The following is a 26,474-nucleotide window of genomic DNA, read 5'->3' on the forward strand; positions in this document are numbered from 1 at the left end:
GCGGGGCCGGAGGGGCGCTTCTGCCCGGCGGCGGTGTACGAGTTCGTGAAGAACGACGACGGCAGCGACCGGCTGGTGATCAACGCGCAGAACTGCGTGCACTGCAAGACGTGCGACATCAAGGACCCGACGCAGAACATCGTGTGGGTCACGCCGGAAGGCGGCGGCCCGAATTATTCACGCATGTGACATGGAGGCCGCTCAAATCCGCCCGACACGTATATCCAGCCTGGTTGGGATTTTTTGCCGCCGCTTTCCCCGGGTGGGTTAGATCCCGTGAGCGCTCGCAGGAACCACAAATTCCAACACGCGCCGACAGTATTCGAAATGAGCGCAATTGATTCCCCGTTCGCAATCCTGAATTCTCTAGTTCCGCGTGCCGCAGGTATGCTCGCCTTCGTCCGCGAGAGGAGCGATGCCGCCCGATTCTACGACGCTCTCGATGAGAGCCGTCTCACCGTGTGAGTCATGAGCGCGGGGCCCGATGTCCGCGGTTCGCACGCGCCAGAACGTCCGCCTATCGTCGCTGGTCGAGCGTGCGGACATCGGCGCCGCCCTCTCCGAATCAATCGAACCGCTATCCATCGTGGCTGTCCAGATCGGAGCGGCCGCCGCTCGTCGAACGGTGATCGACCTCGGCAACGGAAACAACGGCGTGCTCGATGCGCGCGCCGGGTGTAATTCGGACGATTCACCATCCGAGACCTTGAATACCGACACGGCATCGTTCAGGTTCGTCGCCTCATCTTCCAGCGAATGCGCCGCCGCTGCCGCCTACTCGACGAGCGCCGCGTTCTGCTGCGTGACCGTGTCCATTTGCACGACGGCTTGCTTGACCTGCCCCGTCGTCGCGCCGACCGCCATTGCCTGTTTCGCACCGTACTGAATCATGAAAACGGACGTGACGATCAATTCCTTGACTTCCTTCTCCGCTGATCCGGAATGCAGTGCGAGGCGGCGCACTTCGCTCGCCACCACGGCGAAACCGTGCCGACCATCGCACCGATGTCCTGCGTCCTACCCAGTTCACTCGGGATTCAACGCAGAACGCTACCGCGCCCGGCCGCAACCCACGCCTCGTAGTCCGCATACGCCTGCGAACTCGGCGGATAGATACCCCACAGCGGTTCACCGGCCGCGATCCGCAGCGTAAGATACGCCTCGATGTCGTCCTGCTTCTCGCAGATGTCAGCGAGTTCTTCGGCAAGATGCGCCGGCACGACCGTCAGGCCATCCTGGTCGCCGACGATCACGTCGCCCGGATAGACTGCCACGCCGGCGCAGCCGATCGGCACCTGCAGATCCGCGACATGGTGGTACGAGATCCGCGTCGTTGCGGTCACTTCGCGGGCATAAGCCGGCAGCGCCATCGCCGCGATTTCGGAACCGTCACGCAGCGCGCCATCGGTGACGATCGCACGTGCACCGCGCGCAAGCAATCGCGTGACGAGGATGTTGCCGGCCGATGCCGCGCGCGGATCATCACGGCTGTCGATCACGAGCACGTCCCCTTCCCGCACCTGTTCGACCCCCTGCCACTGGAGATTGTCCACGTTTGGCCGCGTCGTCATCGTGCCGTATGTATCGATGTCCTCGCGCGCCGGAATGAAACGCATCGTATACGCGCGCCCGGCGAACGGCTTGACTTCGTGATTCAGTGCGCGCAAACCAACGAGCGCCGGCTGCCGGAAGCCGCGCTTGAACAACTGGGTCGTCAGGGAGCCGCTGCTCACCTTCGCGAGACGCGCAAGCGTTTCGTCGCTGACATGGACGGCACGATCGATTTCGCGATCGAGCCCCTCGGAATAGGAGTGAATGGTCACGTGATGTCCTCGCTCTGAAGAGAAATGCATGGCGAGTTCCAGAATATGGAACCCGGTCGACTCAAGCGCCGACTCGGAATCGATGCTACTGCTAAAGTTTCGATCATGAATCGACCTGTTCTGCCCTACAGGCAGACGAATTCCAAAAGGTGGAAATGTGGGTATCGGAGACGGAACCGCATCGCTCGGCAAGGCGCTGACGGTGCTCGAACTGGTGGGCGCGGCCCCGCAGGGCATGACGAACGCGGAGTTGCTGGAACAGGCAGGCCTGCCGAAAACCACGCTGTATCGCATACTCGCGACACTGATCGAGCACGGATTGCTGAGGCGCGACGCGAGCCATCGCGTGTACCGGCTCGGGTTCCGCTATCTGGAACTCGTCCGCAACGCGTACCTGATGCCGGATCTTGTCGCAGCGGCCACACCCGAATTGCGCGCGCTACGCGACCTCACCGGCGAGACGACCTATCTGGCCGCACTGGACGGCAACGAGGTGATTTCGCTCGAACGCTGCGACGGCGCGCATTCGCAACGATCGGCCGCTGCGCTTGGCCGCAGCAAGCCGCTCTACTGCACCGGCCAGGGCAAGGCGATCCTGTCGCGGATGCCGCGCGACGAACGCGAAACGTTGCTGCGCAGCGTCACGCTTGCGCCGCTCACGCCACGCACGATCACGGACCGGCGGCGCTTGCACATTGAGTTACGGATCACCTCGACGCGCGGCTGGGCAGTCGACGACGAGGAGATCGTGCTCGGCGTGCGATGCGTCGCGGCGCCAATTGTCGATCCGGAGGGCCGCGTGCGTGGCGCGCTGAGCGTGGCAGGCCCCGCGTACCGGATGTCGCTCGCCCGGCTCGAGCTGCTCGGGCCGGAGTTGGTGGAGGCCGCGCGCCGCGTTGGCGCCCAACTGAATCCGGCGCGCGCGACCGCCGAGCCGGAGGAGGTGACCGCCGCAAGCCGGTCGTGGGCATTTCACGGCGCGTTCCCGGTATATTCGTCCGCGCGCCGCCTGATGTACTGGGCCGATACGCTCGCGCCGGCCATCCATGCATTCGACGGCAAAAGCGACCAGATCGTCGCGCAGCTCGATGCACCGATCGTCGGGATGCAGTTGCATCCCGACGGGCTGCTGGTCGCGCTCGCGGGCCGCCATGTGATCCTGGATGCGAAACACGAGGCGGTCGCACACGACAGCCCGAGCGTCTGGAGCGACCCTTCCGTGACGCTGCTGTGCAGCGACCCCGGCGGACGCGTATGGGGCTGGCTGCAGCGCGACGGCGGCGGCCACCTCGGTTTCGTGAACGACGCGGAACGCTTCGACGCGCGCTGGCAATTCAGCGAAGCGATCGACGCACTCGCGTGGACGGCCGACGGCACGACCGCGTATGCGACCGGCTCCGGGTCCGGCACGATCTATGTGTTGCAGCGCGGCGCGGCGGCGGTACGCCGTTTCGCGTCGATGCCGCCGGGCTCCGGCAGGCTGTCCGGCATCGCGCTCGACGATCGCGGCGGGATCTGGGTCGCGCTGAAGGACGGCTGGAGCCTGATGCGCTTCACGGGCGAAGGTGTGCTGGACCGGATAGTCAGCCTGCCGGTGGCCGCGCCAACCGGCCTTGCATTCGTCCGCGACGCGACCGGCGCGTCGATCTATGTCACCAGCGACCGCAATCATCAGCAGATCGAATCGCTCGCCAGTGCGCCGCTGTCCGGCCATCTGCTGCGGCTGAGGATCGACGGTTGATTCCCGCTGCGTCCTTCCCCTCTCCTCACACCGTGCTTCCCTGAATGATCGAATCCTCCCGTCTCACGATCGCGAACGATGACCTTCGTGCTGATGTCGCTCCGCAATTCGGCGCGCGCGTCACCCGTCTCGTCACGATCGAATCCAGTGTCGAACTGCTCGTCCCGCTCGACGCGTGGCAGGCGCCACCGCACGGCTGGCCGAAAGCCGGCGCGTATCCGTTGATTCCATACTCAAACCGGATCGCCAACGCGCAACTCCACTTCGAAGGCGAAATCCATCCATTGCCGCCGCATCCGCTCGATCCGCCAAACACGCTGCACGGTGTTGCGCAAACACTGCCGTGGGAGGTAGTCGCGCATCGGGCCGACGATATCGAGCTCGCGCTGCGCTATGACGGCGAGCACTGGCCCTGGCCATTCGAGGCCAGGATCGGCTTTCGGCTCGTGCACCGCACGCTGCACGTCCGGATGTCGGTGCGCAATGCGGGCGATCGGCCGATGCCGGCTGGCGTTGGCTGGCATCCGTTTCTCGCCGTCGATCCCGGCTCGGCGGTCCGCTTCGACGCACGCCGCCGCTGGACGCTCGACGCGCGCTTCCTGCCGACCGGCGCATCGCAGATCCAACCGGCACCGACCGTACTCGGCACGCGCGACTGGCAGGATCGTGACTGCGCAGTCTACGCGAGCGACTGGCACGGCGACGCGATCGTCGAACGGGCGGCAGGCCGCGTTCGACTGCGTGCCAACGAGCCGCTGACGCACGTCGTCGCATACGTGCCGCAGGGCGCGCCGTTCCTGTGCGTGGAACCAGTCAGCCACGTCGCGAACGGCTTCAACTTCGCTGCGGCCGGTATCGCGGATACCGGCACGTGCAGGCTCGCGCCCGGCGAAACGCTTGCCGCGCACGCGTCGCTCGAATGGGAACCGGCGGCCGGCTGAGCGTCGTTCCAGATACTGGAACTCCCCGGTCGGTATCGATACGGAGGCGGACGACACCGGTGCGACCGGCCCCTACACTCATGACGTGATTCCACGCGCGGCCTGTGTTGCCGTTGCCCGTCATTCCTGGAGGAGGCCATTCAATGGCAGAGTTCGACCCCGCCCAATCCGCCCGATATGCGGCGCTGATCCGCCGCTACTTCGACGCATGCAACGAAGCCGACTACGACAAGCTCGTATCGTGTTTCACGCCCGACGCCGTTCATTATTTTCCGGCCGGCCTGCCCGACATTCCCTGGCGCAGCGCCGATACGATCGCGCGCAAGTGGCAATGGTGCGTCGCGGAACTCGGCTCGCAATGGACGATTGAGAAGATTCTCGTATCGCACGATTCGCACGAGGCGGTGATCGAGTGGACCCACTGGAAGACCAAGCTCGGCACCGCGCTGCGCGGCGACGAGTGGTATGTGTTCGATCCCGAAACGTGTCGGATCAAGGAGATTCGCGCGTACTACGCGGCGCCGGCCGACAAGCAGGTGCCGATCAACGAAATCGTCGAATTCGATTACGCGGGCCGTGGCTACCATCTGGGGCCGCAATCATGAGCGCCGTGAACGACAATCCGACGGCATTCCCGATCATCGAGCACGAAGTCGCGCTCGCCAGCGATGCTCAGGCCTCGTACGCGGCCGCACCCGCCGCGGTGCGCAGCCAGTTGCTGCGCGGGCTCGCCGATGCACTCGAACAGCATGCGGCCGAACTCGTCGCGATTGCCGACGACGAAACGCATCTCGGCGCGCCTCGCCTGACGGGTGAGGTTGCGCGCACCGCTTTCCAGCTGCGCGGTTTCGCTGAGCGCATCGAGGCCGGAGCGCCGTTCGCCCTGACAGACGACGCGGCAGTGGCCGGCGCACCTCCTTCCGGCCGGCCGCGCCTGACGCGCGTACTCGAACCGCTCGGCCCCGTCGCGATGTTCTCCGCGAGCAATTTCCCGTTCGCTTTCTCGGTACTCGGCGGCGATACAGCGTCCGCGCTTGCAGCCGGTTGCACCGTCGTCGTGAAGCCGCACGCCGGCCATGCGGCGTTGTCGCGCCGCGTCCACGCGCTCGCTGCCGCCGTACTGCGTGAACAGGCGCTGCCGCCCGGCGTGATCGCGTTCGTCGATCAGGTGTCACGCGAAGCAGGCACCGCGCTGGTAACGCATCCGGCGATCGCCGCGGTCGCATTCACCGGCTCGTATCAGGGCGGCGTTGCGTTATGGCGTGCGGCGAATGCACGGCCTCGTCCCGTGCCGTTCTATGGTGAACTGGGGTCGATCAATCCGCTCATCGTGCAACCCGCCGCGCTCGCGGATGGCCCGAATACACCGGCCGCAACGCTCGCCGCATCGATCACGCTCGGCTGCGGCCAGTTCTGCACGAGCCCGGGCCTGATTCTCGTTCGCGACGATCCGGCTGGCGAGCGTTTCGTCGTCGCACTAGCCGATGCGCTCGCGGCTCAAGCGCCACACCGGATGCTCACGGACGGAATGCGCAGTGGGTTTGAAAGCGCGTCGGCCGTGATCGCGTCGCAGCCCGGCGTACGCACGCGGCTCGCGACGGCGAGCGCCAATGCGCCGGTTGCGCCGCCCGCGCCACGCCTGTACGAGACGGATTCGGACAACTTCGTCGCGCAACCCACATTGCACGAAGAGATGTTCGGCCCGGCGGCGCTCGTCGTGCGGGTACGCGACGATGCGGACGTGCTGCGCGTGCTCGCCGCTGTCAGCGGAACACTGACCGTCACGCTGTGGGGTGCGGACGCAGACACACCGGCAAACCGCACGCTTGCGTCGGCGGCAGCGCGGATCGGCGGACGGGTGCTGTTCGGCGGCGTGCCGACCGGTGTCGCCGTATGCGATGCGCAGCAGCACGGCGGCCCCTGGCCGGCGTCGACGCAACCGCAAACGACGTCGGTAGGTTATGCGGCAATCACTCGATTCCTCCGGCCCGTCGCGCTGCAGGATGCGCCGGACTGGGCGATCGCCGCCTGGCGTGGAGGGTTGCCGTCATGATGCAGCATGTCGTGATGTTCCGACGCCTCGCGCACGTCGACGCCGATCCGGTTCGGGAGGCGGCGCTCATCGAACGGATGCGTAGCCTCGACAGCGAGATCGAATACATTCGTGCATGGCGCGTGTCAGCGAACGAACTCGATCGCCCGATCTGCTGGGACTATCTGCTTGAGGCGACGTTCGACGACGCAGCAGCCGTCGAGCGCTATCTGCCGCATCCGGCGCATCAAGCGCTGGTCGCGGACCTGAAGACGTACTTCGAGTGGGTCGCCTGCGACTACACTCGATGATATCCGGGAGGGCGGCGCGGCAGGTCGCGCCCCCCTCCCCGCCGGCTGCGCGCTCGCACGGCCGGCGACGATTCGAACGACCATACGAGACGTACCCCGATGAAAACTCTTCTTGTGACCGGCGCGGCCGGCGGCGTCGCCACGCGCGTTCGCCCGTACCTGCGCAACAACTACCGGCTGAAGCTGCTCGACCTGCGGGAAGCGGTCGACCTGAGCGAGAACGAAACCGCGCTGGTCGGTGATATCACCGATCCGGCGCTCGTCCAGCAAGCGGCCGAAGGTGTCGACGGCATCCTGCACCTCGCATGCAGCTACGGCCTCGACATCGATTTCGAAGCGACGCTCGACGCAAACTACCGCGCGCAGTTGTATCTGCTCGACGCATGCCGCCATTTCGGCGTTCCGCGCTTCGTGTTCGCGAGCAGCCATCACGTGGTCGGCCATCACCGCATCGAAGGTTTCGCGGGCGACGCGGCGCCCGTCGCACCGGATGGGTTCTACGCGCTCAGCAAAGCGTTCGGTGAAGCCGCGTGCTCGCTGTACGCACACCGGCACGGAATCAAGGCGCTGTCGATCCGGATCGGCAATGCCGATCCCGAAATCGCGGACGGGCGTCGCCAGCACATCTGGGTCAGCGGCCGCGACCTCGCGCAACTGATCCGGATCGGGCTCGAACACGACGCGATCACGCATGATGTCGTGTACGGCGTGTCGCGCTGCCCTGCCCCGTTCTTCGACAACGCACGCGCAACCGAGCTCGGCTACGTGCCGCAGGACGATGCGGCCGCGCATCTCGCCGCGAACTTCGTGCCGCGAGAGAAGATGCCCGCGCAAAGCGGACCGGATTTCGTCGGTGGTCCGTACGTGCCGCAACCGCTGAACATACGGAGACCGGCATGAAGATCCGTTCGGTCGAATCGCGCGTCGTCGAGATTCCGTTCGAAGATCACGGCTCCGGGCTTGGCATCACGCCGTCCGCGTGGAGGACGCTCGAAACGGTGCTGATCCGCGTCGAGGATACCGACGGCAACGTCGGCTGGGGCGAGGCGTTCGGCTATTTCGTCGCCGACGCGACGCGCAGTGTCGTCGAGACCCGCGTGAAGCCGCTTGCCGAGGGTGCAACGATCGACTCGATCGCCGACTGGAACCGGCTGACGCAGCGGGCGCTGCACATCTTCGGTCGCTACGGGATCACGATGTTCGCCATCTCCGGCGTCGACATGGCGCTGTGGGATCTTGCCGCGAAGCGCGCGCGGGTGCCGCTGTACCGGCTGCTCGGCGGCGAAGCGCCGGTATCGCTGACGACCTATGCGAGCCTCGTTCGCTACGGCCAGGCCGATGCGGCGGCGGCAATGTGCCGGCGCGCGCTCGACGAAGGCTTCGGCAACATCAAGCTGCACGAAATCGCGATGCCGGTGGTCGAAGCATGTCACGCGGCGATCGGTGGCCGCGCGCCGGTATCCGTCGACGTCAACTGCGCGTGGGACGAGGCATCGTCGATCGCGAACCTTGCACGGCTGCGGGAACTCGGCGGGATCGAATGGCTCGAGGAGCCCGTTTTTCCGCCCGAGGATTTCGCGTTGCTCGCGCGGCTGCGCGGCCACGGCGTGCCAATCGCGGCCGGCGAGAACTGGTGTACCGCGATGCAGTTCCGGCATGCGATCGACGCATGCGCCGTCGACTATCTGCAGCCCAGCATCAGCAAAGTCGGCGGCGTCACCGAGTTTCTCGACGTCGTCGCGCGTGCGCGCGACGCGGGGCTCGGCGTGCTGCCGCACAGTCCTTACTTCGGCCCAGGCTTTCTGGCGACGCTGCATCTCGCGACGGCCCACCACGAACTGATGCAGCTCGAGTATTTGTATGTCGATCCCGCCGCGCAGTTGATCGATTTGTCGTCGATTCGCAATGGGCATCGATTCACCGTCGGTGACGCACCGGGGATCGGGCTCGAACCGGATGAGGCGGTGATCCGACAGTTCCTGCGCGCTCGGTAGCCAATGCGACGCTCGCGATGCCGGTACCGGCATCGCGAGCCGACAAGCTGGATAATCCCGTACGCAACACAACGGGATCGATCGCGCCTGCTTGCGTGCGACGCGAGGGTCGCGTCGCACGCCGTCTCATTCCGCTGATGCGGGTGACTCCCCATACGACACAGTTCGCTCGCCGTCACGGGCGGCCGCGATTCCGCACGCGACGAGAAACGTCGCGATCCGCTCGTACAGTTCGGATACCTTGGGCAACGTCGGTGCACGCAAGCAGCCGTGCACGAGCCCCTTTCCGACCCACACATCCGCGATGCCACCCGACGCGCGCAACCGTTCCGCGTAAGCGATTCCCTGATCGCGCAGCGGATCGTACTGGGCGACGGCGATGAAAGCGCGCGCGAGTCCATCGCCATCGCCCTCGAGCGGCATCGCAAGTGGATCGCGACGATCTTGTTCGCACGGCAAATACAGCGCGATCGATTCGGCGAGCCCGCGTGAATTGAGCATCGGTGCTTCCGCGTTCTCGTGCATCGACGCGAAGTCGGTTCTCGCACTCAGAACCGGATACAACAGCAACTGCGCATGCGGTTGCGCGTCGCCGCGTACCTGCAATGCGACGCAGAGCGCCGCGGCCAACGTGCCGCCGGCACTATCCCCCGCCACGACGCGCCGCGACGCATCGAGCGGCAGCCCGACGCCGGCCATCGCATCCCATACCGCGAGCCCGTCGACGATTGGCGCCGGAAAGCTCGCTTCCGGTGCGAGTCGGTAATCGACCGTCAGCACCGCGATGTCGACACGCGACAAAAGCGCGTGCGCGAACCAGTCGTGCGTCGTGTGATCGCCGGCCGTCCAGCCGCCACCATGGAAGAAAACGAGCACAGGCCAGCCCGTCGCGGGCGCCGGTCCGGCCGGCACGAAGCAGCGCGTACGCACGCCGCCGAGCGTGGTGTCGATGACCGTTACGCCAGCCGGCGGTGGCGGCGTGAAATGCGCGCACTGCCGCGCGAACGCCGCACGCCGGGACGGCCAGTCGTCTCGCTCGCTCGCGAAAGACGACGCGGTATCGATGAATGCTTGCATGCCGTCGCTGAGATTCGACAAATCAAAATTCATTGGGCTGGATTCCGGATATGAAAAAGCGCATGCCAGGCAATGGCATGCGCGTTCGGTGTCGCCGCGTGCTCGCGACGACGCGGATTCGCGGTATCAGGCGAGCGAAGTCTTGGGGGCCGCACCCGGACGACCGACAAAGATCGCGAGGATCAGCGAGCCGACCAGCCCGAGCGCACCGGCGAGCGCGAACGCGCTCACGTAGCTGCCGGTACCCTGGATCAGAAAGCCCGTCGCCGCAGGCCCGACGATGCCCGACACATTCGCAAGCCCGTGCATGAAGCCGCTTGCCGTACCAACCTGGTGACGCGGCACGCTATCCTGGATGATCGCCCAATATGCAGGCGCTGCGAGCATCAGGAAACCGATCGCGATCGTCATCACGGTGACGGCGGTCGCCACGGCGTCGACCAGGCCGGTCAGCCCGATGCAGACGGCGGAGATCAGCAGCGACGTGACGAGCACGACCTTGCGCGAAAACATCTGCCTGCCCGTACGCCTGAAGATCGCGTCGACGAGGAAGCCGCCGGACAGGAAGCCGAGCGCGCCGGTGATCCACGGCAGCGAACTGACGAGGCTCATATCCTTCAGGCTGATCCCCTTTGCATCGACGAGGTAGCTCGGAAACCAGGTGATGAAGAAGAACAGGATGTAGTTGTAGCAAAACAGCGAGATGCCGGTCGTCAGCACCGCGCGCGTGGTGATCACATCGAGAATCGATACGCGCTTGCCCGTCGCGGCCGTCACCGGTTCCTGCCCCGCGTCGATATCCGCGAGTTCGGCCGCACTCACCATCGGATGCTGCGCGGGCGTCTCGGTCGCGAGCCGATGCCACAGGAACGCCCACGTCAGGCCGAGCCCGGCCATCACAATGAATGCCGCGCGCCAGCCAAAGGACAGCGCGAGAAAACCGATCACCGGTCCCGCGAGTGCGCCGCCAATCGGGCCGCCCGCCTGGTTGACGCCGGCCGCGCTCGCGCGCTCGCCGATCGGGTACCACGTGTTAACCACCTTGTTTGCAGTCGCCGAGTTCGGGCCTTCGCCGGCACCAAACGCGATTCGCACGAGCAGCATCGACCAGAAGCCGGACACTGCCGCTGTCAGCCCACATGCAATCGACCAGAACGTCATCGACACGCTGAGCACGCGCTTGCCGCCGAAGCGATCCGAAAAATAGCCGCCGAGGAAATTGAACAGCGCGTAGCCGACGGAGAATGCACTGAAGATCAGGCCCTTCTCGCCTGCGGTCAAGTGAAAGTCGCGTGTGATGAACGGCATCGCGATCGATAGCGCCGCGCGATCGATGTAGTTGATGATCATCGCGGCCATCAGCATCGCAAGGATCGTGGTCCGGTACTTCCGGTAGGGTTTTCTCACTTCGTGTCTCCAAGGTTGTCGGGCCCGGCGCATCCGCTGCATGGCCGGCCCGGCGATTTCGTTCATCGTAGTGCGTGCCGCGGGCGGTTGACCCGGGCGTTGGCCGGAGCCGATCGAGCGCGTCCCAGCATCTGGAACTGCGTCAGAAACTGTGTCGCATGCCGAGCGCGACGGCGAGCTGGTTCGCGGTCGTCGACGCGGTAAACCCATAGATCGAAGCGACCGCGTTGCCGCCCGTCGAATCGTGTCCCGTTGCGTGTTGCCAGATCCCGACCAGATACAGGTCCGTGCGCTTCGACAGGAAATAGTCAACACCCGCATTGGCCTGGAGATAGCCGGCGCTGCTCGCATTGCCAGTCACGTGGCTCGCACGCGTGTACTGCACCGAGGTGCCGAACATCGTCGTCGCTGCCCAGGTCTTGCGCAGGTTCAGTTCCCAGGTGTTGAACACCGCGCTGCCCGAATAGCCGTGCGGATTCAGGCCTGCTTCGGCGCCGAGATCGCGCAGTTGCGTGTTCGTGTAGACGACGCCCGCCGTCCAGCCGCCGAACGTGTAGGCGCCTGTCGCACCGGCAATCTGCAGCGTCCTGGCCGACGCGTAACCGGAGTAGATCGGCGCCGCGGTCATGTTGTTGCCGGTCACGCTCGACGACGGGTTCGTGCCGAAGAACGAGAAGTTCGGATCCTGAGCGTTCAGGTACGCGGCGCCAAGCTGCAGCGGGCCGTTCGAGTAACCCGCACCGAGCGAGAACACACGCTTGCGGCGGAAATCGCCGGCCACGCCGCCCGGGCTGAATACGCCGCCGAACGTCACGCCGCGGACGGTCGGGCTCGTGTATTTGATCGCGTTGTTCACGCGGAAGTTGTTGCCGGTATTGTCGAGGTCGCCCGGATGGTTAGCGTAAGCACCGGCCGTATCCCCGCCGGCCTTCAAAACGCCGACATAATCGACGATCGAATCGTATTGGCGGCCGGCCGTGATCGTGCCGTACGGCGAGGCGAGGCCAACATACGCCTGCCGGCCGAACATCGCGCCGCCCTGACCGAGCGCGCCGTTGAGCGCGGAAAAGCCATTTTCAAGCCGGAAGATTGCGCGCATGCCGCCACCGAGGTCCTCCTTCCCCAGCAGACCGACACGATTGCCTTTCAAGGGACCCGCACTCAATCCGGTCACCGAGGCGCCACCTGCGTTGTTCACGTAAGTGACCGCCGTATCCATGATTCCGTAAATTTGAACGCTGCTTTGCGCCAACGCCGTACCAGACAGAGCAGACCCAATTGCAATTACCACGAATGCGTGTCTTGTCACCACCAGTCTCCACGTTGTTTTTGAACTGGACGGATGGTATTGACGAGCGTGGACAAAGAAAATGAGGGTGACGGCGCGTAATGGCCGTGATTTCCCAAGATGCGGGAACAGTTGGGCGATCCCCTGGAGACACACGAAGCGCGGCAGACACCGCTGCCGCGCAGGCAAGTACCTCATCCGCGAATCACGGATGCCGCAATTCGGAAACTGAATGATCCACTGACCTGCCTACGCCAGATCGCCATCGCCGACATGCAGGGTACCTCACTTTGGGTCAACCAAAGCTGACCTCGGGTCGTTGTGGAGTCGATCATCGATTCCCGTAGGAGGCGCGCCCGCGGCACCGAACGTGACGAAACGCACCATCCGTTCGAAATCAGCGTGACCTGACTCGTATATGGATTGCCAGAGCGAATCGATGTCCGCCATTCTTCACAGGCTGCCTAGCGATATCGCATCGTTGCTCCTCATAGAAAATCGACACGCACGTGACAAATGCCCCCCCGCCGGACACCAAGCCCTCTCAAGCTACTTCCCTTGTGACCTGCGAGCCGGCTCGCTACGATGAAGATAGACCGCATATGTGTCCCACGGCAACACAACTTCTCGACCGGACCTGGCGGACGCCTGAATCATAATGCGTCCCACCTCGCCGCGATGATATCCCCCATGGGTAACAACATGCGTCAACATCTCTTCCCGCGTCATGTACCCCTTGTCCCCATCCGTAAACTCGAACGGAACCGACTCGTGCAGCATCGCTGATGTGATTGCTTCCGCATAACGGAGATACCAGCGGTCGACTTCTACTGTTTCTGCATGCAGTTCATCGAGCTCCGGAGTGTCGGAAGTATTGGCTGAAATGAAGCCATGCCTGTCGCCAACCAGGTGCGCGGAAAATATCTTGTTGACCACGAGACAATGGTTCATCAGACGAAGCGCCAGTTTCCGCTCCTCGGCATGGTGCTCAACGTGGAGATCCCTCATTGCCTCGAGGATTTCCTTATGGGCCCATGCCTGGTAACTGAGCATCCTGAACAGAAGGTCACTTGCATCCATACGGTAGCTTCCTAGTTTCCAATGACGTGTGAGTGATGTTGTGAGCGCCTCACGACGGCCATTGGCCGTCGAATGTACGGGTCTGAGAGTGTCGATGCTCCCCGATCGAGCTTCGCAGTCTTTTGAAGACTGCGCCACTCAGCCGCGGGACGAGTCAGGCCCCGGACGTGACCTTCAGCCCGACAAGTCCGAGCACGATAAGCGAAGCACTTGCCACACGAGCGACACTCGCTGTTTCGCCCATCATGACGATGCCGAGTATGAAAGCGCCCACCGCGCCGATACCGGTCCATACCGCGTATGCAGTGCCGAGCGGCAACTGCCGCATGGCCAAAGCGAGGAGCCAGAAGCTGCCGAGTGCAGTGACGATCGTGAATAGCGACGGCCAAAGCCGCGTAAATCCCTCGGAAGACTTGAGCCCGGCGGCCCAAGCCACCTCGAGCAGACCAGCGATAACGAGAAGAAGCCAATGCAACGGGAATACTCCGTAAAGAAAGGGGTCGTCCCCGAGAAATGGACGAGCACAAGTACATTCTCGCACTCGATGTGAGGTCGTCCAAACACGAAAAGATTCTAGCAGCCCGCCAATCAGAATGAAAACATGTGAGTTAAACTCACCAATAATGTCAGTTTTTTTCGCTTTTCTAAATATTTACGATTTTTTATAATGACTTTACGTGACGATGCAGAGCGCTCGAAATTCACGCTCAACAGCGCTGCCGGATCAAAATAGATCGTGTCACTTGTACCAGATTTGAGGCAAACGATGGTTGATACGCTAACCAACTTGGAAGAAGAGGCAAATCGCCGTGCTGCTGCCATCCTGGCCGGCAGTTCGCCGATTCCACTTCAAGACGGACCAAAGTGGATAGGAAGAATTTCGAGTGAAAGAAAAAGTGATGGGGTGAACCTCGGCTACCCGCTGCAGGCCAACCTCTCCGGCCTGCTGCTTGCAATGAGGCCAGCCAATGTGATGCTGAGCGGCATCGAACCGTATGAGAACGGTTGGCTAGCCAAGTCAACCCCAGACAGCGATGGAGAATACAGCGGATATGTCTACATCGACGGTAACAAATCCATCGAAATGGTCGGCGTATTGCACGTGGGTCCGTGGCTGACCGAATCCCGAACCTGGTGGCCGGGTGTTTACGAGTTGCAGCTATTGAAGGAACTCCCCACAACAGTCAAGCAACTCATTAGCCAGCTTGATCTGCCTGCACCGCTCTATCTCTTCATGAATCTAGTCGACGTTTCAGGAACAGCAATCGTGACTGAGTCTGACGATGGCATTGAGCGCCCATTCCCCATTCCTACAGACTCCGGCACTATCAACTTCACGCCTGTTCTGCTGGACAAGCTGACCTATCACGAGTCGGTCGTGAACTCCCTCAACAAGATCCGACGGGTTATCGGATTAAAGAGCAGTCGGCCGTTTTATCTATAAACGCACCAGAGCGCGAAGACATTGGAGTTGCCTTCGCGCGCCATGCGACTCCGCTTGAATGGCGGAGCGTCATCGGTCGGATCAGTTACTTCGTAAACGTCGCCTCCAGCGCCGCGGAGATATCGGCGATGAGATCGTCCGGATCCTCGAGGCCGATCGAGAGGCGCAGGTGGCCGTACTTCTGGAACTCGGCAGGGTACTTCTCTGCCCCGCCTCGGCCATCGCCACCGACGTGAACGATGAGCGTCTCATCATGCCCCAGCGACACCGCGGAAGTGATCACGCGCAGGTTCGCGACAAAGCGGTTCTGAATATCCGGGCTACCCTCGACGGCGAACGCCATCATTGCACCGAAGTTCGTACCGCCGAACTGACGAACCGCCACTTCGTGCTGGGGGTGCGATGCGAGTCCGGGGTACATCACGTACGCCACCCGAGGATCTGCGTCGAGGAACGCTGCTACTTTCTTTGCCGACGACAGCTGGCGCTCGAAACGCAGCGGCAAGGTCACCGAGCCGCGCATGATTAGCCAGGCGTTGAACGGCGATATGGTTCCGCCGAGATCGACAAGAGCGTTGTGCTTCAGCTCGCGGATCAGCTCAGAGCGCCCGATCACCGCACCGCCCATCGCGTCGCCGTGACCGTTGATGTACTTGGTCAGCGAGTGAACCACGAAGTCGGCGCCATGCTCCGCAGCGCGATACATCGGTGCAGGCGTGAATGTGGCGTCGACCGACAGCAACGCACCACGCCGGTGTGCGATTTCAGCTACGGCCTCGATATCCGCAACCTTTGTCGTCGGGTTCGCAATCGTCTCCGTATGGACGAGCTTCGTGTTCGGTCGCATTGCCGCCTGGACAGCCGCGAGATCGCCCATGTCCACAAACGTCGCTTCGATCCCGTACCGCTCCGGCAGAAGCTCCGCAAACAACCGCCACACTGCTTCGTAGGTCACGTCACCGAGCACCACATGATCGCCGCTCTTCAAGAACGTGAAGAAAATCGCGTGAAGCGCTGCCACGCCAGTCGCGAACACGGCTGCTTCTTCACCATGCTCCATCGCAGCCAGCTTCTTCTCGAGGCAAACCTGGTTGTGGCCGGCATTGCGCGTATACGTAAGGCCGTCCGGGCTCGACCAATCCATGGTCGACGGATCCTCAGGCAGCAGATACGAATTCGCCATCACGAGCGGCGTCCGAACCGCGCCGGTCGTCACGTCAGCGACGTTACCACCGTGGACCGCCTGAGTCGAAAACGAAAGGGTCGACAGATTCCCCTTGTCCGGGCGTTGTTGCTTGCTATTGGTTGACATGTTCCACCTGTTACACGATGAATGGGAATGCATTCCCGGGTTAGTCGTTCGACGCCAGTGCTTGCCCGCCGTATTCGCGCGGCTCGGCTTGTCCACTGACCCTCAGTTCGCCGTTTGCAATGGCCTTGACGCGCTTGCGTACCAGATACCATCCAACGACCAGCGCCGCACCGTAGAAGGGAACGGACGCGATGGTGAAGGTTCCGACCGGATAGTCGAACCCGATCAGCACCAGAATGAACGCGAAGAACGCAAGCGTTGTGTAACCGCTGTAAGGGGCAAATGCCATCCTGAATTCCGGCCGTTCGACCAACCCGTCTCGCGACCATCTCCACAGCTTGATCTGGCACAGGATTATCGTTGCCCACGAGCCGATCAGCAGCACTGCAGTCAGCGTCATTGCAATCTCGAACGCTTCGCCAGGAACCAACGCGTTCATGACGACCCCGACAGAGGATGCAGCGGTGGTCAGCATGATTCCCGAGAACGGCACGCCCTGACGATTCATCTTCGCAAGGAATGCGGGTGCGGAGCCGGACATGGCGAGCGAGCGCAAGATGCGACCGGTCGAATAGATGCCTGCGTTGACGGAGGAAAGCGCCGCGGTCACAAGAACGAGGTTCATGAGCGCGTCTGCCCCCGGCACGCCGATCGAGCCAAAGAACGTGACGAACGGGCTGACGCCGGCACGATAGGCGGTGTGCGGCAACAGCATCGCGAGGAGAAGGACCGAACCGATGTAAAACACGACGATTCGAAACAGCACGGCCCGAATCGCCTTCGGCATGACGGTCTTGACGTCCTTTGCTTCACCGGCCGCGGTGCCGATCAGCTCGATGCTGCCGTACGCGAAGATTACGCCCTGTACCATCACGATGGCGGACAGCACGCCATGCGGGAACCATCCTCCGTTACTGTTGATCAGCGTGATCCCAACTTCATGTCCTGGAAGCGGCGTACCGAAGAGCACCATGTAGCTCCCGACACAAAGAAACAACAAAAGAGTCGCCACTTTCACGAACGAGAACCAGAACTCGAGCTCGCCAAAAATCTTGACCGACAGCAAGTTCAACGATGTGATGAACACTAGGGTTCCCAGTGCCAATACCCATTGCGGTATGCCGTCCAGGAACGGCGCATAGGCTTTGAAGAAACCGATGTACAACGCGATGGCCGTCAGATCGGCAATTGCAACTGTCACCCAGTTGGTCCAGTACATCCAGCCAGCCGCATAGGCCAGTTTCTCGCCGTAAAACTCGCGAGCATAGGAAACGAAAGACCCGGTAGTCGGCCGGTACATCACCAGCTCTCCCAGCGCCCGAATGATCAACCAGGCGAAGAAGCCACACACCGCGTACACAAGAACCAACGACGGTCCTGCTGCTGCCAGGCGCGCGCCAGCCCCCATGAACAGCCCGCTTCCGATCGCGCCGCCAATGGCGATCATCTGTACCTGACGTGGCCGCAACGTCTTTTGGTAGCCTTGATCCTCGCTTCCCAGAAGCACGTCTGAAACCGCTGAGCGCGACGCTTCAGCCTTCGATTGATTGGCGTGAATATTCGAACTCACTAATATCGTCTCCTTCCTGTGTGTCTCCGGAACTGGACCGGCGATGCCGATCGAGTTCCGTTTGCAAGCAAAGCGGCTCACCATTTACGGTGAGCCGTTGGGGCAAAACGTCTACTGCGCTAAATCAACGCCCCGTCTTGCGGATGCAGACGACCTTCGGTTGCGTCATGTCCTCGTACGCGAATCGCACGCCTTCACGCCCGAGGCTCCCATACTTGAAGCCGCCGAACGGCATTGCATCAAAGCGATAGTCCGAAGAGTCGTTGATCATGACCCCGCCTGCCTCGAGCTTGTCGGCGGCCTTCAGGGCGACCTCCAGGTCCTTGGTAAAAATACCGGCATGCAGGCTGTACTCGGGGCGATTCGCCAGGTCCAGTGCTTCATCGATCGAGTCGATCTTCTGCAGCACAACGACCGGGCTGAAGATTTCCTGAATCCACAGATCGCAATGGAAGCTCACGTCCTCGAGAACGGTCGGCGCATAGACTGAGTCGTCACGAACGTTGCCGCACAGCAGATTCGCGCCTTGACGAATCGCATCGTTGACAACGCCTTCAGTACGTCGCGCGGCTTGAGCCGTGATCATCGGGCCGACATCGGTGTCAGGCAGCGCCGGATTGCCGACCTTCAACGCCTGGGTGAGTGCAACGAAGCGCTCCTTGAATGCGTCGTAGATTCGCGAGTGGATGAGGATCCGTTGCGTGCCGATGCAGTTCTGGCCCGCGGCCCAGTAGGCACCCGACACGCACGATTCGACTGCGTCCTCGAGGTCGCAGTCGTCCATCACGATGACGGGTGCGTTACCGCCAAGGTCCATCGCGAGTTTCTTCAGCCCGGCAGAGCGCGCGATCTTTTCACCCGTCACGAATCCACCCGTGAACGAGATCATCCGGACATCTCGAGCGGAAACAAGCGCTTCGCCAAGGGCCGGACCACCAGTTGCGATCGAGATGACATTCGACGGCAAACCGGCGATGTTCAAGTAGTCGACCAGCTTGATTGCCGACAAAGGGGCGAGCTCCGACGGCTTAAGCACGATCGAGTTGCCGCCTGCAATCGCCGGCCCCAGCTTGTGAGCAACCAGATTGAGCGGATCGTTGTACGGCGTGATTGCAACGATGACGCCCAGCGGTTCGCGCGTGAACCAGCCTTGACGGTTTTCCGAGCCAACGTACGAAGCGAACGGCACGACCTCCCCGCCGTTGTGGCGGGCCTCATCGGCTGACAGCTTGAGCGTATTGACGCAACGAAGCACTTCTTTCCGTGCCTGCTTCAGCGTCTTGCCAGCCTCCGCGACGATGAGCTCCGCAAACGCCTCCTTGTCCCGCTCGACCAGTGCAGCACAGGTCTCCAGGATGCGAGCCCGTTCGTGACGCGGCAGATCGCGAGACACCTTTGCGCCGTCTCGTGCGATGTCAATGAGGGACTCAGCACGCTCCGCCGGCATATTCACGACGGTTCCAACTTGAGTGCCATCGAACGGATTGTTGACAGCAATTACGCTATGGGACGAGGTGACGGGAAACGCAACGTTACTCATGCTCATTTCCCCTGTGCGACTTTCGCTTTGTGAATGCTGATAATGTCGGCAAGCAGCGCGTATGCAGTTTCCACACGGCCAGCGCCCGGGCCTCGCACCGTCACATCGCCCAACATACCGGTCCGGAACGTCACGGCATTGATGGCATCACCCACTGCAGCCAGCGAGTTTTCCAGCGGCAGCAGTTTGGGCTCGACGCTGGCTCGCACCGTGCCGTCAGCCAACTTGGACGCGCTACCGATCAGCTTCCACCGCGCATTTGCCGCAGAAGCATCGTGGATGCTCTGCAGCGTCAAGCCGCTGATGCCCTTGCACGATACGTCGGTCGGTTTGAGTTTTGCACCGAGCAATTCGTTGGCCAGGATCACGACCTTCAGGCGAACGTCATGCCCTTCGATATCGGCAGTCGGATCGGCCTCCGCGTAGCCAAGACGCTGGGCCTTCTCGACCGCCTCTGTGAAGCTCAGGCCGGACTCCATGCTCGACAGCACGAAGTTCGACGTGCCATTGAGAATGCCTTCGAAGCCTTTCAAATCGGACCCGGCAAGCAGTTCCTTTGCGAGGCGAATGACAGGCGTGCCGCTCATGACCGAGCCTTCGTACTCGAAATGCACACTGTTCGCCGCAGCTTCGCGCTTCAATGCTTCCGCATGGAAGGCCACAGGCCCCTTGTTGGTCGTGACAACGCTGATGCCCTTGCTCAGCGCAAGCCGGCAGTACGACGTTGCCGGTTCACCGTTGACTGCATTGGTGAAGGTCGCTTCAGCCACGATGTCTGCTCCGGACGTCTCAATGACATGTTCCGTAGCGGCGTCGACATTGCCACCCGACAGCTTCGCCAGAGCCCCTTTCTCCGTCGGGAGATCGCGCAGTACATTCAGATCGATGCCCTCGGGGCGAACGACCGACCCCAGGTGCAAGTCGCTGATACCAACGATCTTCAACTGAAAGCCCAGCTCGCTTTGCCACTTGGCATTGTTGTCCGCTGCCAACTGCGCAAGCGCCCTGTTCACGCCGCCAAACCCGATCAATGCAACCTTGTATTCGCTCACTTCAGCACCTTCGTCGTAGTGGAAAGATGACGAAAATGTTATCCAACACGATTGGCAGTCCAAATATGGCAGCTTGAACAAAATGACGAGCAATTTGCTCGCAAATGTTCAAAGCGCTCGACTTGGGCGCGAAAGCGTTCAGGCGCCGTGCTGATTGCCCTTTGCACGGGTCAGGACGAACGAGGTGACGGTATTGAGTACCTCGGGAAGCGCAGATATTTCGTCCCAGAGCTTGTGAATTCGATCAACACTGACTGCTTCAACATGGAGGACAACGTCCAGGTCGCCACTCATGACGTCGCATGTAACGACTTCCTGCACGGACCGCACGTACTTCAATACATCCCCGCCGCGCATACGGTCCTTCCGGTACACGAACATCAGGGCTCGAATGCGCTCGGACTCCGGCGTCGCCGACCCCTTCCTGATTGTGTAGCCGCGAATGAAGCCATCGCGCTCTAATCGCTCGATTCGCAAACGTACAGCGTTGCGCGAGAGGTTCACCGTGAGGGCGATATCGTTATGAGACAGTCTCGCGTTCTCCGCCAGTTGTGCGAGGATCTTCTCGTCAACCTTGTCCAGTACACGCTTCATGATCTTCCTCGCAACGCTCCAGACATTCAGATGGTCGCCAGACCGGTGATCTCCCTGGGCAGCGCCCGACGGGACCGCACGACATCGACGAAGATTTTCCGACCGCACCGGAAGTTCAATATGCAACCCATTGTAGAACAATATATTGAACTATGCTAGCATTTTGACTGCTGCCCGAGCAACGTGCTCGCCGGAGGCCCCTCATGAGGGCAGCCCAGCAGGTCGGCACGAGGAATACGGTCTACAGCATGAAAACGAGAGAGGTCCGCGCGTGCAAGATGCGCGCCCTCAGGTCGAATGGATCCACGTCACCAGGGAAAGCCCAATGTTCTCTTCCACTTTCATTTTCAAGGCTGGCCAGTATGACGACGAGTTTCACGAACTCGATCAGCAGATCGCCAAGGTCGCCCGCAGCCTCCCGGGATATCTCGGCGAAGAGACATGGGAAAACGCCGTCGCTGGACTGATCCAGAATATTTACTACTGGGAATCTGAAGAGGCTCTATTGCGGTTGGTCAAGCACCCCGCCCACCTTGAAGCCAAGGCGAAGCAAGCCCGTTGGCTCGACGGGTATCGGGTTGTCATTGCACAGGTGCTGCGGGAGTATGGCGACGATCGCCTGAGAAAACCGACCTTCTCAGCTTAAATCTCAAGGTTTCTGGTCTGCGCATGGGTAGCACAATCGCCGCTCAGGCGTGAGGAGATGAGCCTCCCCTTGAGCGGCGAAAAGACACATTGCAGTCACAAAGGTCAGGGGTACTACTCGGATACTAAATTCAAGAGCCAGTCTCTTACCACACGGCCGACCTTATTCTCCTCAACGGGAGTACGCGCCAGCAGATAATAGGCAGAGCCGTCCTCGACAAAATCCATCGGGGCCGCGAGCAGACCGCTCTCCATTTCGCGCCTCACCAATTGCCAGGGGCCGATAGCAACCCCTACGCCTGCAGCAGCGGCTTGAAGGCTGAAATAGAAGTGTTCGAAGACCTTGCCAGCTGCCGGAACGGCATTCCCTGCACGAGAGGCCAGAGCCGCCCACGTTTGCCAAGCATCGGGCCGCGTTCTCGTGTGCAGCAGGGTCGCAGAATCTTTTAGGCTCCAGCCGTCATCCGAGGCGTCGAAAAAATCAGGCACGTACTCCGGACGACATACCGGTCCCACTCGCTCAGCAAATAAGCACGTCGCCTCGACATCCGCAGACCACTGAACGTCGTTACGGCGAATCGCCATATCGATTCCGTCTCCGAGTGCTGGACCGGATGCCGCGACAAGTCGCAGCTCGAGCTGCGGTAACTGCGCCTGCAACGAAGTCATGTTCGGAATTAGCCAACGCATCATCAGCGTTGGTTCGCACGATAGCGTCAAGACGGTATCGACGGCTCGCTCGCGAAATTCACGACACACCGCCCCAATCCGATCGAAGCTCTGCCGCACCGCCTCGGCCAACCTTTGCCCATCCGGCGAGAGAAAAACACGTCGGTTGCGGCGAGAAAATAATTGAACACCTAGATCATCCTCCAACACCCGGACCGCACGACTTACCGCACCGTGTGTCACGTGCAAAGATTCTGCAGCCCGACTGAAACTCTCCAGGCGAGCAGCCGCCTCGAAGCAAACGAGAGCCTGCAATGATGGCAAAGCTCTCGTTGTCGCCTGGGTGCTGGATCCGTCCTTGATGTCAGAATTCATCGCTTGTTCCTACCAGACTCACCGACAGACTCGACACGCCCTACTGATACCTGCGTCACCCATTCCAAAGTGCCACAACCATACAGCCGCACGCGGTCGGAAGCGCTGCAGATAACCGAGAATCGGCATTGTGGCCGACTTCCGCCTCTCACACATTCATACAGAAACAAGGCGCGCCAGGGTAAGAATTATTTCAATCGCCCCGACAAAAACTGTCCCAGTCTCTCGCTCTTCGGGTTGACGAGGATATCCTGCGGATTCCCTTCCTCCTCGATCTTTCCTTTGTGCAGGAAAATTACATGATTGGACACGTTCCGCGCAAACCCCATCTCATGCGTAACGACGACCATCGTTCGGCCCTCTTCGGCCAGCGCCTGCATGACTTTCAGTACTTCTCCGACCAGTTCGGGGTCGAGCGCCGACGTCGGCTCATCGAACAGCATCACCTCCGGTTCCATCGCAAGTGCACGCGCAATCGCGACACGCTGCTGCTGGCCACCCGACAGGTGTGACGGATACATGGTCTCGACGCGCGCGGGCAGGCCGACCTTCTCGAGATACTTTCGCGCGCGCGACATGGCTTCGTCCTTGCCGATCCCCAGTACCGCCATCGGCGCTTCGATGACATTCTCGAGGACGTTCATGTGCGCCCACAAATTGAAGTGTTGAAACACCATCGCAAGCTTGGTACGCATCCGTTGCAATTGCTTTTGGTCAGCGACTTGCAACGCACCGCGCCTGTCTTGCGTCGTTCGGATCAGTTCCTTCCCGATCGTGATCTGCCCCGAGCACGGTTGCTCGAGAAAGTTGATGCAACGGAGGAACGTGCTTTTTCCCGAGCCGCTCGAGCCGATGATGCTGATGACGTCGCCGGCCTTTGCCTTCATCGAAACGCCCTTGAGCACCTCGTTGTCCCCGAACTTCTTGTGCAGATCCTCAACGATAAGCTTGTACATACGTGTGTCCTTCTTGATTCCTCAGTGACCGCGGGGTGCGAGATAGGCGAGCCATCGGGCTTCCAGCTTTCGGAATGCCCAGATCAGCCCGAAGACGACGGTTGCATACAGAATCGCCGCGAGACCATAGGCCTGGAACGACATGTAGGTCGCAGAGTTCACATCGCGCGTGACTTTCAGGATGTCCGGCACGGTCGCCGTGAACGCAAGCGTTGTCGCGTGCAACATCAGGATCACCTCATTACTGTAGCTCGGCAACGATCGCCGCAGCGCCGACGGCAGAATGATCCGCGTATAGAGCTTGAAGCGCGACATTCCATATGCAATACCAGCTTCGATTTCTCCAGCCGCGGTCGACTTGATCGCGCCCGCGAAAATCTCCGTGGCGTACGCACACTCGTTCAGCACGAACGCAAGCAACGTACAGTTCATCGCATTGCGAAAGAACGTGTCGAGCAACACATTTTCGTGAACGACCTGCAGGCTGTAGATGCCGGTGTAGCACATCAAGAGCTGCACATAGAGCGGCGTACCACGGAACACGTACGTATACAACCACACGGGCCGCGAAATCCACTTATTGGACGATACTCGCGCGATTGCAAGAGGTATGGCAAGCAGGAATCCAAGCACAATGGATATGACCAAGAGCCACAAGGTGACAGCGAGCCCACTGAAGCCGTACCCGTCGGTGTACAGATAGTTTTGCCAGTATTGGCTGATGAGACTAATCACAGTGCGAGCCTCCGAACGCCGACCGAATAACGCTTCTCGAGGTTGTGCAGCACGATGTTCGAAACGGTCGTGATTGCGAGGTAAATTGCACCTGCCGCAAGCGTGAAGAAGAAGAAATTCAATGTGGTTTTACCCGCGTCCTGAGACGCCTTCACAACGTCGGCGAGACCAATGATCGACACCAGTGCAGTTGCTTTCACCAGCACCTGCCAATTGTTGCCGATTCCAGGCAGCGCGAAACGCATCATCTGCGGGAACAGGATTCGTCGAAATACCCGCCAGCCGCCCATCCCATACGCGAAGCCCGCTTCGACTTGACCGCGCGGCACCGAGAGAAATGCTCCACGGAACGTTTCAGTGAAGTACGCGCCATAGATGAAGCCCAGAGTCACGACTCCTGCCACAAACGGATCGATGTCAATCTGGTCCCAACCGAGCGTGTCAGTCACGTTGTTCAGCAGAATTTGCATCCCGTAGAACAACAGGAGCATCAGAACCAAGTCAGGAACAGCACGGATCAGTGTCGTATAGAAAGTCCCGAGTGCTGCCAGAACGCGATTTGACGACACCTTTGCGGCAGCACCAAGCAACCCAAGCACAAACGACGCAGCGAGCGATAGCACCGCAAGCTTCACGGTCTCGACCGTGCCGGCCCACAGCAGCGGACCAAATCCTTGGAAAAGCATGTCAAAGTATCCAGAAAGGGATGCGGCGCAACAAGGTCATTGCCGTGTGCGCCGCAAAAAGGTCAGTTCCCGTAGATATCGAATGCAAAGTACTTCTGCTCGATCTTCTTGAACGTGCCGTCCTTCTGCATGTCGGCGATCGCCTGATCAAGCTTCGCTTTCAGGTCGGCATCTTCCTTGCGCAGACCGATACCTGCACCTTCGCCGAGCGTCTTCGGATCGGTGATATCCCCACCGGCGAACTGATAGGCAGCCCCGCGCGGCGTCTTGAGAAAACCGATGTCAGCTTGCACCGCATCCTGCAGCGATGCGTCCAGTCGCCCGGCGAGCAAGTCGGAATAAACCTGATCCTGGTTTTGGTACGCAACGACGCGCACACCCTTGGGTGCCCAGTAGGTCTTTGCGTACGTCTCCTGAATCGTGCCCTGCTCGACGCCTACCGATTTGCCTTTCAGCGAATCGGCCGTCGGCTGCAGCGTGACGCCCTTCTTCGTCACTAGTCTCGTCGGCGTGTTGTACAACTTCGCGGAGAACGCGATCTGCTCCGCGCGCTGCGGCGTCATCGACATCGACGACAGCACGCCGTCGAATTTCTTCGCTTTCAATGCCGGGATCAAGCCATCGAAATCATTCTCGACCCACACGCACTTTGCCTTCAATCGCGCACAGATCTCGTTGCCGAGATCGATATCGAAGCCAACGACCTTCCCATCCGAGCTCTTCGACTCAAACGGCGCATAGGTCGCATCCACACCAAATCGGATTGTCGACCACTCTTTCGCAAATGCACTGGATGCAACGACGGCAAGCGCGACGCACGCAACGAGCTTCTTCATGACTGTCTCCGGGTAATTTTGCTTTTCAAGTACATCACTACAAGGGGGGGGCGCCTCTGCTCGATGCTGCCCCCGTTCCACCACAAATTTCGTATGCCTAATTAAATTATTAATATCGAATTACACCGCTACATACGGAACTATTGGCCTCTACATCTCAATATGTCGCTATCCTGGATAGGAGACTATCCAGGATCGGTAATGTGTGCGGTCGAATGTCGCTCTGCTCGAGCTACATCGCACCTCGGCTACGTTCGAGCGCCGATGCCACCATACCGCTGTAGGCCCCGCCACTTTTTATTCCAATACAGAAGAATCACTGGCCACTGCCGCCAGCACTTCGATTTCGCTCCCGGTGTCAGCGAC

26 protein-coding genes and 1 pseudogene are annotated in these 26,474 nt (G+C 61.1%); 10 read left to right on the plus strand and 17 right to left on the minus strand.

Annotated elements, in window-relative coordinates; genetic code table 11:
- On the plus strand, window positions 1-189 hold a 189-nt coding region (locus tag DIE11_RS04195), incomplete at its 5' end, for a 4Fe-4S dicluster domain-containing protein (RefSeq protein WP_185633709.1).
- A gap of 177 nt (window positions 190-366) precedes the next feature.
- Here the strand turns inward: DIE11_RS04195 and DIE11_RS37500 are convergent.
- Both DIE11_RS37500 and DIE11_RS04205 read right to left on the minus strand, forming a co-directional pair.
- A pseudogene (locus DIE11_RS37500) lies at window positions 367-987 on the minus strand (hypothetical protein); the annotation flags it as partial.
- A 50-nt stretch (window positions 988-1,037) separates the two neighbouring features.
- Entirely contained in the window at window positions 1,038-2,015 is a 978-nt protein-coding gene (locus DIE11_RS04205) for a ribonuclease activity regulator RraA (RefSeq protein ID WP_260437071.1), read from the minus strand.
- On the opposite strand from DIE11_RS04205, the gene DIE11_RS04210 reads away from it, so the two are divergent.
- From DIE11_RS04210 to DIE11_RS04240, 7 genes are all read left to right on the plus strand, one after another.
- Window positions 1,981-3,564, plus strand: coding sequence for an IclR family transcriptional regulator C-terminal domain-containing protein (locus DIE11_RS04210; RefSeq protein ID WP_124621691.1), 1,584 nt, complete (start codon window positions 1,981-1,983; stop codon window positions 3,562-3,564). The two genes, DIE11_RS04205 and DIE11_RS04210, sit on opposite strands and share 35 nt — an antisense overlap.
- A 44-nt stretch (window positions 3,565-3,608) precedes the next feature.
- Window positions 3,609-4,505: an aldose 1-epimerase gene (locus DIE11_RS04215; RefSeq protein WP_124621693.1), complete on the plus strand. Its 897-nt coding sequence runs from the start codon at window positions 3,609-3,611 to the stop codon at window positions 4,503-4,505.
- A gap of 143 nt (window positions 4,506-4,648) precedes the next feature.
- Window positions 4,649-5,110 carry a nuclear transport factor 2 family protein gene (locus tag DIE11_RS04220; protein WP_124621695.1) on the plus strand — a complete coding sequence of 154 codons (462 nt, stop codon included), beginning with the start codon at window positions 4,649-4,651 and terminating at the stop codon, window positions 5,108-5,110.
- Window positions 5,107-6,558: an aldehyde dehydrogenase (NADP(+)) gene (locus DIE11_RS04225; protein ID WP_124621697.1), complete on the plus strand. Its 1,452-nt coding sequence runs from the start codon at window positions 5,107-5,109 to the stop codon at window positions 6,556-6,558. The genes DIE11_RS04220 and DIE11_RS04225 overlap by 4 nt, the downstream gene beginning before the upstream one ends.
- On the plus strand, window positions 6,555-6,848 hold the full coding sequence (locus DIE11_RS04230) for a Dabb family protein (protein WP_124621698.1): 294 nt from the start codon (window positions 6,555-6,557) through the stop codon (window positions 6,846-6,848). The genes DIE11_RS04225 and DIE11_RS04230 overlap by 4 nt, the downstream gene beginning before the upstream one ends.
- Before the next feature lie 99 nt (window positions 6,849-6,947).
- Window positions 6,948-7,748, plus strand: coding sequence for an NAD(P)-dependent oxidoreductase (locus DIE11_RS04235; protein WP_124621700.1), 801 nt, complete (start codon window positions 6,948-6,950; stop codon window positions 7,746-7,748).
- Window positions 7,745-8,842, plus strand: coding sequence for a mandelate racemase/muconate lactonizing enzyme family protein (locus DIE11_RS04240; RefSeq protein WP_124621702.1), 1,098 nt, complete (start codon window positions 7,745-7,747; stop codon window positions 8,840-8,842). Before DIE11_RS04235 ends, DIE11_RS04240 begins: the two co-directional genes overlap by 4 nt.
- A gap of 126 nt (window positions 8,843-8,968) precedes the next feature.
- On the opposite strand, the gene DIE11_RS04245 is transcribed toward DIE11_RS04240, so the two are convergent.
- The 5 genes from DIE11_RS04245 to sugE all read right to left on the minus strand — a co-directional run bounded on the left by DIE11_RS04245 (window position 8,969) and on the right by sugE (window position 14,169).
- The gene (locus tag DIE11_RS04245) at window positions 8,969-9,952 is read right to left on the minus strand and encodes an alpha/beta hydrolase (RefSeq protein ID WP_124621704.1); all 984 of its coding nucleotides are present in this window, start codon (window positions 9,950-9,952) and stop codon (window positions 8,969-8,971) included.
- 93 nt (window positions 9,953-10,045) lie between these two features.
- Window positions 10,046-11,326: an MFS transporter gene (locus DIE11_RS04250; RefSeq protein WP_260437072.1), complete on the minus strand. Its 1,281-nt coding sequence runs from the start codon at window positions 11,324-11,326 to the stop codon at window positions 10,046-10,048.
- A 142-nt stretch (window positions 11,327-11,468) separates the two neighbouring features.
- Window positions 11,469-12,803: a porin gene (locus DIE11_RS04255; protein WP_311767581.1), complete on the minus strand. Its 1,335-nt coding sequence runs from the start codon at window positions 12,801-12,803 to the stop codon at window positions 11,469-11,471.
- Window positions 12,804-13,163: 360 nt separating this feature from the next.
- Window positions 13,164-13,694, minus strand: a complete 531-nt coding sequence (locus DIE11_RS04260; protein WP_124621708.1) for a DinB family protein — start codon at window positions 13,692-13,694, stop codon at window positions 13,164-13,166.
- 154 nt (window positions 13,695-13,848) lie between these two features.
- Entirely contained in the window at window positions 13,849-14,169 is a 321-nt protein-coding gene (gene sugE / locus DIE11_RS04265; RefSeq protein WP_124621710.1) for a quaternary ammonium compound efflux SMR transporter SugE, read from the minus strand.
- Between the two features lie 291 nt (window positions 14,170-14,460).
- Here sugE and DIE11_RS04270 point away from each other — a divergent pair, with 291 nt between their 5' ends.
- Window positions 14,461-15,138: a hypothetical protein gene (locus DIE11_RS04270; protein WP_124621712.1), complete on the plus strand. Its 678-nt coding sequence runs from the start codon at window positions 14,461-14,463 to the stop codon at window positions 15,136-15,138.
- A gap of 85 nt (window positions 15,139-15,223) precedes the next feature.
- Here DIE11_RS04270 and DIE11_RS04275 read toward each other — a convergent pair whose 3' ends face one another.
- The 5 genes from DIE11_RS04275 to DIE11_RS04295 form a co-directional block, all read right to left on the minus strand.
- Window positions 15,224-16,450, minus strand: a complete 1,227-nt coding sequence (locus tag DIE11_RS04275; protein WP_124621714.1) for a PLP-dependent aspartate aminotransferase family protein — start codon at window positions 16,448-16,450, stop codon at window positions 15,224-15,226.
- Window positions 16,451-16,490: 40 nt separating this feature from the next.
- On the minus strand, window positions 16,491-18,020 hold the full coding sequence (locus DIE11_RS04280; RefSeq protein WP_221622443.1) for an amino acid permease: 1,530 nt from the start codon (window positions 18,018-18,020) through the stop codon (window positions 16,491-16,493).
- 124 nt (window positions 18,021-18,144) lie between these two features.
- Complete coding sequence (locus DIE11_RS04285; protein WP_221622444.1) at window positions 18,145-19,560, minus strand: aldehyde dehydrogenase family protein; 1,416 nt, start codon at window positions 19,558-19,560, stop codon at window positions 18,145-18,147.
- Between the two features lie 2 nt (window positions 19,561-19,562).
- Window positions 19,563-20,612, minus strand: a complete 1,050-nt coding sequence (locus DIE11_RS04290) for a homoserine dehydrogenase (protein ID WP_124621720.1) — start codon at window positions 20,610-20,612, stop codon at window positions 19,563-19,565.
- Between the two features lie 138 nt (window positions 20,613-20,750).
- Complete coding sequence (locus DIE11_RS04295; RefSeq protein ID WP_124621722.1) at window positions 20,751-21,206, minus strand: Lrp/AsnC family transcriptional regulator; 456 nt, start codon at window positions 21,204-21,206, stop codon at window positions 20,751-20,753.
- 325 nt (window positions 21,207-21,531) lie between these two features.
- Here DIE11_RS04295 and DIE11_RS04300 point away from each other — a divergent pair, with 325 nt between their 5' ends.
- Window positions 21,532-21,852: an antibiotic biosynthesis monooxygenase gene (locus DIE11_RS04300; protein WP_124621724.1), complete on the plus strand. Its 321-nt coding sequence runs from the start codon at window positions 21,532-21,534 to the stop codon at window positions 21,850-21,852.
- Between the two features lie 113 nt (window positions 21,853-21,965).
- Here the strand turns inward: DIE11_RS04300 and DIE11_RS04305 are convergent, their stop codons facing one another.
- The 5 genes from DIE11_RS04305 to DIE11_RS04325 form a co-directional block, all read right to left on the minus strand.
- A complete protein-coding gene (locus DIE11_RS04305; RefSeq protein WP_124621726.1) occupies window positions 21,966-22,895 on the minus strand; it encodes a LysR family transcriptional regulator in 930 nt (309 codons plus the stop codon).
- A gap of 188 nt (window positions 22,896-23,083) precedes the next feature.
- On the minus strand, window positions 23,084-23,851 hold the full coding sequence (locus tag DIE11_RS04310; RefSeq protein WP_124621728.1) for an ABC transporter ATP-binding protein: 768 nt from the start codon (window positions 23,849-23,851) through the stop codon (window positions 23,084-23,086).
- A gap of 21 nt (window positions 23,852-23,872) precedes the next feature.
- The gene (locus DIE11_RS04315) at window positions 23,873-24,586 is read right to left on the minus strand and encodes an ABC transporter permease (protein ID WP_124621730.1); all 714 of its coding nucleotides are present in this window, start codon (window positions 24,584-24,586) and stop codon (window positions 23,873-23,875) included.
- Window positions 24,583-25,272, minus strand: a complete 690-nt coding sequence (locus DIE11_RS04320) for an ABC transporter permease (protein WP_124621732.1) — start codon at window positions 25,270-25,272, stop codon at window positions 24,583-24,585. The genes DIE11_RS04315 and DIE11_RS04320 overlap by 4 nt, the downstream gene beginning before the upstream one ends.
- Before the next feature lie 62 nt (window positions 25,273-25,334).
- On the minus strand, window positions 25,335-26,108 hold the full coding sequence (locus tag DIE11_RS04325; protein WP_124621734.1) for an ABC transporter substrate-binding protein: 774 nt from the start codon (window positions 26,106-26,108) through the stop codon (window positions 25,335-25,337).
- Between the last annotated feature and the right edge of the window lie 366 nt (window positions 26,109-26,474).

This window comes from Burkholderia sp. Bp9012 (assembly GCF_003853825.1).
Classification (GTDB): domain Bacteria; phylum Pseudomonadota; class Gammaproteobacteria; order Burkholderiales; family Burkholderiaceae; genus Burkholderia; species Burkholderia diffusa.

What these genes read in the sequence shown, in the direction of transcription:
- DIE11_RS04225 (WP_124621697.1), top strand. Translation starts at nt 5,107, where the DNA reads ATGAGCGCCGTGAACGACAATCCGACGGCATTCCCGATCATCGAGCAC.
- DIE11_RS04215 (WP_124621693.1), top strand. Translation starts at nt 3,609, where the DNA reads ATGATCGAATCCTCCCGTCTCACGATCGCGAACGATGACCTTCGTGCT.
- DIE11_RS04235 (WP_124621700.1), top strand. Translation starts at nt 6,948, where the DNA reads ATGAAAACTCTTCTTGTGACCGGCGCGGCCGGCGGCGTCGCCACGCGC.
- DIE11_RS04230 (WP_124621698.1), top strand. Translation starts at nt 6,555, where the DNA reads ATGATGCAGCATGTCGTGATGTTCCGACGCCTCGCGCACGTCGACGCC.
- DIE11_RS04300 (WP_124621724.1), top strand. Translation starts at nt 21,532, where the DNA reads ATGTTCTCTTCCACTTTCATTTTCAAGGCTGGCCAGTATGACGACGAG.
- DIE11_RS04260 (WP_124621708.1), bottom strand. Translation starts at nt 13,694, where the DNA reads ATGGATGCAAGTGACCTTCTGTTCAGGATGCTCAGTTACCAGGCATGG.
- DIE11_RS04220 (WP_124621695.1), top strand. Translation starts at nt 4,649, where the DNA reads ATGGCAGAGTTCGACCCCGCCCAATCCGCCCGATATGCGGCGCTGATC.
- DIE11_RS04285 (WP_221622444.1), bottom strand. Translation starts at nt 19,560, where the DNA reads ATGAGTAACGTTGCGTTTCCCGTCACCTCGTCCCATAGCGTAATTGCT.
- DIE11_RS04305 (WP_124621726.1), bottom strand. Translation starts at nt 22,895, where the DNA reads ATGAATTCTGACATCAAGGACGGATCCAGCACCCAGGCGACAACGAGA.
- DIE11_RS04240 (WP_124621702.1), top strand. Translation starts at nt 7,745, where the DNA reads ATGAAGATCCGTTCGGTCGAATCGCGCGTCGTCGAGATTCCGTTCGAA.
- DIE11_RS04295 (WP_124621722.1), bottom strand. Translation starts at nt 21,206, where the DNA reads ATGAAGCGTGTACTGGACAAGGTTGACGAGAAGATCCTCGCACAACTG.
- DIE11_RS04245 (WP_124621704.1), bottom strand. Translation starts at nt 9,952, where the DNA reads ATGAATTTTGATTTGTCGAATCTCAGCGACGGCATGCAAGCATTCATC.
- DIE11_RS04270 (WP_124621712.1), top strand. Translation starts at nt 14,461, where the DNA reads ATGGTTGATACGCTAACCAACTTGGAAGAAGAGGCAAATCGCCGTGCT.
- DIE11_RS04310 (WP_124621728.1), bottom strand. Translation starts at nt 23,851, where the DNA reads ATGTACAAGCTTATCGTTGAGGATCTGCACAAGAAGTTCGGGGACAAC.
- DIE11_RS04320 (WP_124621732.1), bottom strand. Translation starts at nt 25,272, where the DNA reads ATGCTTTTCCAAGGATTTGGTCCGCTGCTGTGGGCCGGCACGGTCGAG.
- DIE11_RS04325 (WP_124621734.1), bottom strand. Translation starts at nt 26,108, where the DNA reads ATGAAGAAGCTCGTTGCGTGCGTCGCGCTTGCCGTCGTTGCATCCAGT.
- DIE11_RS04275 (WP_124621714.1), bottom strand. Translation starts at nt 16,450, where the DNA reads ATGTCAACCAATAGCAAGCAACAACGCCCGGACAAGGGGAATCTGTCG.